The organism is Actinomycetota bacterium (genome assembly GCA_005774595.1).
Lineage (GTDB): Bacteria > Actinomycetota > Coriobacteriia > Anaerosomatales > D1FN1-002 > D1FN1-002.
Genome location: VAUM01000096.1, coordinates 1 through 6,338, shown reverse-complemented (window position 1 = coordinate 6,338; position 6,338 = coordinate 1). Strand labels below are relative to the sequence as shown.

Annotated in this window: 6 protein-coding genes; all 6 read right to left on the bottom strand. The window is 72.2% G+C overall.

From position 1 onward, the window contains the following. Positions 1–875: thymidine phosphorylase (locus FDZ70_05270; GenBank protein ID TLM77515.1), on the bottom strand; the 875-nt coding region annotated here is incomplete at its 3' end. 3 nt (positions 876–878) lie between these two features. After that, a complete protein-coding gene (locus FDZ70_05265; protein ID TLM77514.1) occupies positions 879–2,072 on the bottom strand; it encodes a phosphopentomutase in 1,194 nt (397 codons plus the stop codon). Beyond that, positions 2,072–3,745 (bottom strand): type II secretion system protein GspE, encoded by a 1,674-nt coding sequence (locus FDZ70_05260; protein ID TLM77513.1) that lies wholly within the window; start codon positions 3,743–3,745, stop codon positions 2,072–2,074. Before FDZ70_05260 ends, FDZ70_05265 begins: the two co-directional genes overlap by 1 nt. A 29-nt stretch (positions 3,746–3,774) precedes the next feature. Then, on the bottom strand, positions 3,775–4,062 hold the full coding sequence (locus FDZ70_05255) for a hypothetical protein (GenBank protein TLM77512.1): 288 nt from the start codon (positions 4,060–4,062) through the stop codon (positions 3,775–3,777). A gap of 134 nt (positions 4,063–4,196) precedes the next feature. After that, complete coding sequence (locus FDZ70_05250) at positions 4,197–4,451, bottom strand: flagellar biosynthesis anti-sigma factor FlgM (protein TLM77511.1); 255 nt, start codon at positions 4,449–4,451, stop codon at positions 4,197–4,199. A 278-nt stretch (positions 4,452–4,729) separates the two neighbouring features. Further along, on the bottom strand, positions 4,730–6,160 hold the full coding sequence (locus tag FDZ70_05245; GenBank protein ID TLM77510.1) for an NADH-quinone oxidoreductase subunit N: 1,431 nt from the start codon (positions 6,158–6,160) through the stop codon (positions 4,730–4,732). Positions 6,161–6,338 lie beyond the last annotated feature (178 nt).

The window sequence follows — 6,338 nt, the reverse complement described above, 5'->3', positions numbered from 1 at the left end:
CCCTCCTCCACGTCGGCGGCCACGCCGCCGAGGACGAGCATCCGCGCGGCGACCTGCTCGCACGCCTCGGCCAGGCGCGGCGGCCCCTCGCCGGAAAGCACCGCGATCGCCTCGGCGACCTCGAGCGCGTTTCCCACCGCGTCGCCGAGCGGAGCGTCCATGTCCGTCACCACGGCCGAGAACCGCTTCCCGAACGCCGCGCCCACGCGCGCGAGCTCGCCGGCGAGCGCGCGCGCGGCTGCGGGCGTGCGCATGAACGCGCCCGAGCCGCACTTCACGTCGAGCAGCACCGCGTCGGCGCCGCCCGCGACCTTCTTGCTGACGATCGAGCTCACGATCAGCGGCACAGACGGGACCGTGCCGGTCACATCACGCAGCGCGTAGAGTAGGCGGTCCGCTGGAACCACGTCGTCGGTCTGCGCCATCACCGCGACGCCGACCCGCGCGACCTGCCGCGCGAACTCGTCGGCAGAAAGCGCGGTCCGCAGCCCCGGGACCGACTCGAGCTTGTCCAGCGTCCCGCCTGTGTGCCCGAGACCGCGGCCGGACATCTTGGCCACCGGCACGCCGCACGCGGCGACCACCGGCGCGACCACGAGCGTCACCGTGTCACCCACGCCGCCGGTCGAGTGCTTGTCGACCTTCACGCCGGGCACGCCCGAAAGGTCGAGCGTCGTCCCGGACCCGACCATCGCCCGCGTCAGCCACACGGTCTCGTCGGCGTCGAGGCCGCGCAGGAAGGCGGCCATCAGCCACGCCGCCATCTGGTAGTCCGGCACCGCGCCGGCGACGTAGCCGCCGACGAGCGCGGCGATGTCCGCCTCGGCGTGCTTCGCGCCGTCGCGCTTCGCCTCGATCAGTTCGACCGCCGGCACCACTCAGCCGCGCACCTCCCTCAGGAAGCTTGTCCCCCTCCCGCACGCGCCTGCCATCCCGTAGAAGTCGAGCACCGTCTCGCCGACGTCGGCCATCGTCTCGCGCGTGCCGAGATCGGCCCCGCGCGCCCGCGCGCCCTTCACGAGCGCGATGAGCGGCACGTACTCGCGCGAGTGGTCCGTGGACGGCGTCGTCGGGTCGCAGCCGTGGTCGGCCGTCACCACCAGCAGGTCGCCGTCGCACATCGCTTCGAGCAGCTCCGGCATGCGGGCGTCGACCGCCTCCAGACCGCGCGCGTAGCCCGCCGCGTCGTTGCGGTGGCCCCACACCATGTCGAAGTCCACGAGGTTCGCGAAGACGAACCCCGCATCGTCCGAGGCGACCCTCGCGACGAGCCTGTCGAAACCGTCCATGTTGTCCGTGACGTGCGGCGACTCGCAGACGCCGCGCCACGCGAAGATCTCGCCGATCTTGCCAACGCCGAAGCAGGGCACCCCCGCCCCGGTGAGGCGGTCGAGCACGGTCGGCTCGGACGGCTCGAGCGCGAAGTCGCGCCGGCGGTGCGTGCGCGCGTACGCGCCGCCCGCGTCCGGGCCCGCGAACGGACGCGCGATGACGCGCCCGACGGCGTGCTCGCCCGTCAGTACGCGGCGCGCCGCCTCGCAGATCGCATACAGCCGCTCCACGGGCACGACGTCCTCGTGCGCCGCGATCTGGAACACCGAGTCCGCCGAGGTGTAGACGATGACCTTGCCGGTGGCGACGTGCTCGTCGCCGAGATCCTGGATGATCGCGGTCCCGCTCGCAGGGCGGTTGCCGAGCCACCCGGGCACGCCGGACTCGCGCACGAACGCGTCGAGCACCTCGGGCGGGAAGCCGTCGGGGTACGTCGGGAACGCGCGCGCGAGGTGCAGGCCCATCATCTCCCAGTGGCCGGTCGTGGTGTCCTTGCCCGCCGACAGCTCGCCGCACCGGCCCCACGAAGCGGTCGGCGCCTCGGCGGGCGGCACGCCCGCGACCTCGGTCACGCGCCCGAGCCCCATCGCCCCGAGGTTCGGCATCGCGAGCCCGCCCGCGGCGCGCGCGGTGTTGCCGAGCGTGTTCGACCCCTCGTCGCCGTAGTCGCCCGCGTCGGGGAGCGCCCCGCACCCCACGCTGTCGAGGACGACGACGACCGCCCTCGGCGCACGGGGCACTAGATCACCACCCGTTCGACCTCGTCGAGGCTCGTGATGCCGGCGGCGACCTTGTCGAGCGCATCCCGGCGCAGCGTGCACATCCCGTTGTCCATGGCGATCTTGCGCAGCTGGTCGACCGGCGCCTCGTGGAGGAACAGGCGCCTGAGCTCGTCGTCGATCTCCATGATCTCGTACAGGCCGATGCGCCCCCGATAGCCCGTGCCGAAGCACTCCGGGCACCCGACCGCCTCGTACGGCTTGACGGTCTTGGCCTCCTTGAGGTCGAATCCCGCCCGCATGAGTGTGGCGGCGTCGACCTTCGCGTGCTTCTTGCACTTGACGCACAGCCGCCGCGCCAGGCGCTGGGCGACCACTCCCAGCAGAGCCGAGCTCGTGATGTAGGGCGCCACGTCCATGTCGAGCAGGCGCGTCAGCGCGCTCGGCGCGTCGTTCGTGTGTATCGATGAGAGCACCAGGTGGCCCGTCAGCGCCGCACGGATGGCGATCTCGGCGGTCTCCGGGTCGCGGATCTCGCCGATCATCACGATGTCCGGATCGCAGCGCAGCATCGTGCGCAGCCCGGTGGCGAACGTCAGCCCTATCCGCGGGTGGACCGCCATCTGCATGACCCCGTGCATCTGGTACTCGATCGGGTCCTCGATCGTCACGACCTTGCGCTCGACCGTGTTGAGCTCGCGCAGCCCCGCGTACAGCGTGGTGGTCTTACCCGAGCCCGTCGGCCCCGCGATGAGCACCGCACCGTACGGGCGCGACAGGAACCACCGGAACCGCTCGAGGTGCTGCGCACTCATGCCGAGGTCGTCGAGCTCCTTGAACGACAGCTCCGCGTTCAGGATCCGGATGACGATGCTCTCCCCGAACGGGGTCGGCAGGGTCGCCACGCGCAGGTCGAGCGGGCGCCCCTCGTAGGTCAGCGCGATGCGGCCGTCCTGCGGCCGCCGCCGCTCGGAGATGTCCATCTCGGCCATGATCTTGATGCGGCTGGTCACGCCGGCGCGCGAGACGGACGGGATCTCCATCGCCTCGTGCAGGACGCCGTCGACGCGGTACCGCACGCGGACCGCCTTGTTGAGCGGCTCGACGTGGATGTCGCTGGCGCCGTCGCGCACCGCGGTGCGGATGATCTGGTTCACCAGGCGCACCACCGGCACGTCCTCGCCGGCGAGCGCCGCCTCGTCCTCGACCTCCTCGACGACCTCAGCCCCGGCCGCCTCGGCGACCTCCACCAGCGCCTCCGAGGCCTCGGCGTACTTGTCGATCGCGAAGCGGATCTGCGACTCGGTGGCCACGACCGGCAGCACGGCCTGGCCCGAGCGCATCTCGGCGTCGTCGATGGCCTGGATGTCGAGCGGGTCGGACATGGCGAGTACGAGACGGCCGTCCTCGAAGCCGATCGGGACCATGCTGCGGCGCCGCATCAGGCGCTCGGGCACGAGTGCGACGGCCGCGCGGTCGATCGTCAGCGCGGCCAGGTTGACGAAGCGCAGGCCCTTCTGGCCCGCGAGCGTCTGCGCGAGCTGGTCCTCCGAGATGATGAGGTTGTGGACGAGGATGTCGCCGATCTTGTGGCCTTCGCGGGTCTGGATCTCCAGGACCTCATCGAGCACTGCCTGGGTGATGAGCCCGGCGCGTACGAGCATCTCGCCGAGCCGCTCGCGGCTGAAGTCCACTGCCGGCCCCCTTCCGCGCCGCGGAGGCGCTATGCCTGCCGGCGCGCGATCGACAGCAGCCACTCGGCGACGAGCAGCGCGACCACCGTCGCCGCGGCCTCGACGTCGAAGACCCCGCCGTAGTTGTTCTGGATGTCCGCGAGGCCGAGCGGCAGGTCGATGGCCTCGGTGACCTTGACGACCGCCTTGCCCCAGTCGGTGACGGCGGTGACGCCGAAGAAGCGCACGATGAGGCCCGCACACAGGAGCACGGCCACGACCACGAGCACGTCCATGATCACGGTGATGACGGTGCGGACCGGCCTCGACGACGACATCGTTGCGCCTCCCCAGACTCGTGAACGGCGACGGCGCGACGCCGTCACCGACGATTATGGGGGTTGCCGCACAGAGGCGCCACCGCTTGCGCGCCGCGCGTCGCGGCACCGGCGTGGCAGCTGAAGGCGGGCGGCTAGCGGAGCGAGTCGGACACGACCCGCCCGATGAGCTTGCCCGCGACCTCCTCCGGCGACGGCTGGTCGGCGAGAGCGGCCTTGGCCTGCGCGACACGGTCCGCGCGCACGTCGGGCAGCTCGTCCACCGACTCGCGCACGCGCGCCAGCAGGTCGCCCGAGACGGTCCGGGACGATGCCGAGCGGGCGTCGGAGCCGTGGCCGGTACGGAGGTACTCGGCGGCCAAACGGGCTTGTTCGTCGGAGATGATCATCTTGTCGTGAGGTATCGGAGTGCGGCCGCCGCGACTTGAGCATCGACTTGGGCGCGCTCCCCGCGGCCCGACGAACGGTGACCGTCTCCCCACGCCCCGAGAAGAGGGGGAGCCCCAAGGCCGGCACCTTGAGGCTCAGGGGTAAGGGGGTTGCACGAGGCAACGCTCCTGAACGCATTCTAGGACGGCGCCGCGGGCGTTTCAAGGGGCTGTTCGCGCATTGTGAAGGCGCGCGCAATCTCCTGAACGAACCTGAGCCGCGCCGCCCGCACGCGGTGTCAGCGCCCCAAGAACGCCCCGAGCGCGTAGAGGCGGCCGGCCAGAGGCCACACGCCGACCAGGACGACGAGCCCCGCACACACGAGGGTCACGACCAGCGGACGCACCGGCGTCTCGCCGCGCGCCGTGCCGGTGCCGGGCATCTCGCCCGCGTCGCTCCCCGCACCCCGCACCTCGTCCACGAACAGCGACCGCACCACCGCGCCGTAGTAGCCGAACGACACGACCGATCCGATCACACCGAGCACCGCGAGCCACGCGAAGCCGTGGTCGACCGCGTCCCAGAAGACGTACAGCTTGCCCCAGAAGCCCGCCGTCAGCGGGATGCCGGTGAGCGACAGCATGCACGCGGCCATCGCAGCGCCCAGCCACGGCCGCTCCCGGCCAAGGCCGGCGAGACCGGCGACGCTGCCGTCCCATGCGGGACGCGCCGCCCGTACCCCGTCGGCCGCGATGAAGGCGCCCGTCGCCGCGATCGCGTAGGTCGCACCCATGAGTGCGACGCTGAACGCCGACGCGTGGTCCGTCGGCGCGAGCCCGACGAACAGGTAGCCCGCCAGAGCGATGCCCGAGTACCCGAGCATCCGGCGGTAGGACGCCTGCTTCAGGGCGGCGAGGTTGCCGTAGACGATCGAGAAGATCGCGAGCAACGCCAGGGGCCAGCGAGCGTCGGACGCCATCCCCTCGAAGGCGGACTGCTTGATCAGCACGGTCGCGGCCACGACCGCTGCCGCCTTCGGCGCCCCGGCCATGAACGCGGCGGCCGGCACGGGCGCGGTCTCGTACACGTCGGGCGCCCACGCGTGGAACGGCCAAGCCGCCAGCTTGAACGCGAACACCGCGATCAGCAGCACCATCGCCAGCGGCGCGGCGCCGCCACCGACCGCGATCGCGGACGCCACCTGGTCGTACCGCGTGTGGCCGCCGTACAGGCCGACGAGCACCGACAGCGCAAGCACGAACGCCCCTGTGGCGACCGCGCCCTGCACGAAGTACTTCATCGCGGCCTCTTCGGACCGCCTGTCGCCGCTCGACGCCGTCAGCGCGTACGCGGCGATCGCCGAGGTCTCGACCGCGACGAACAGCACAACGACGTCCCGCGTCCCCGCGATGACGGCCGTCGCGGCCGCCATGAGCGCGACGAGCGCAGCCGTGCGCCCGGATGCTGCGCCCTCCGACCCCGACGCGGCGATCACGAGCCCGGCCAGCGCGAACACGATCGCGGCCACTCCGCCGCTCCCGATGTATGCCGAGGCGGTGCCCTCCTGCGTCAACGGTATCGCCGCCGCCGCAACGGCCGCGCCGAACGCCCCGCCCATCGCGATCCACCGGGCGGCGCGCGGCGCCCCGAACGCGTCGGCCGCCAGTGCGCCCACGGCACCGCCCGCGCACAGCGCGAGCGCCAGGTACCCGAGGATGCCGGCGCTCACCGCACCACCCCCGTCACGAGCTTCCCGACCGTCTCGAGCCATCCCGACGACAGCGCGAGCACGGCGCCCGGCCACACGCCGAGCACGAGCGCGCCGACCGCCAGCGGGGCCGCTGCCATCCATTCGTGCGAGCGCAGGTCGGGCATGCCGTCCGGCAAGGGCTCGGACGGACCCGAGC

Bases quoted from the DNA above. Each gene is read 5' to 3' on its own strand.
- FDZ70_05255 (TLM77512.1), bottom strand. From the start codon at position 4,062: ATGTCGTCGTCGAGGCCGGTCCGCACCGTCATCACCGTGATCATGGAC.
- FDZ70_05250 (TLM77511.1), bottom strand. From the start codon at position 4,451: ATGATCATCTCCGACGAACAAGCCCGTTTGGCCGCCGAGTACCTCCGT.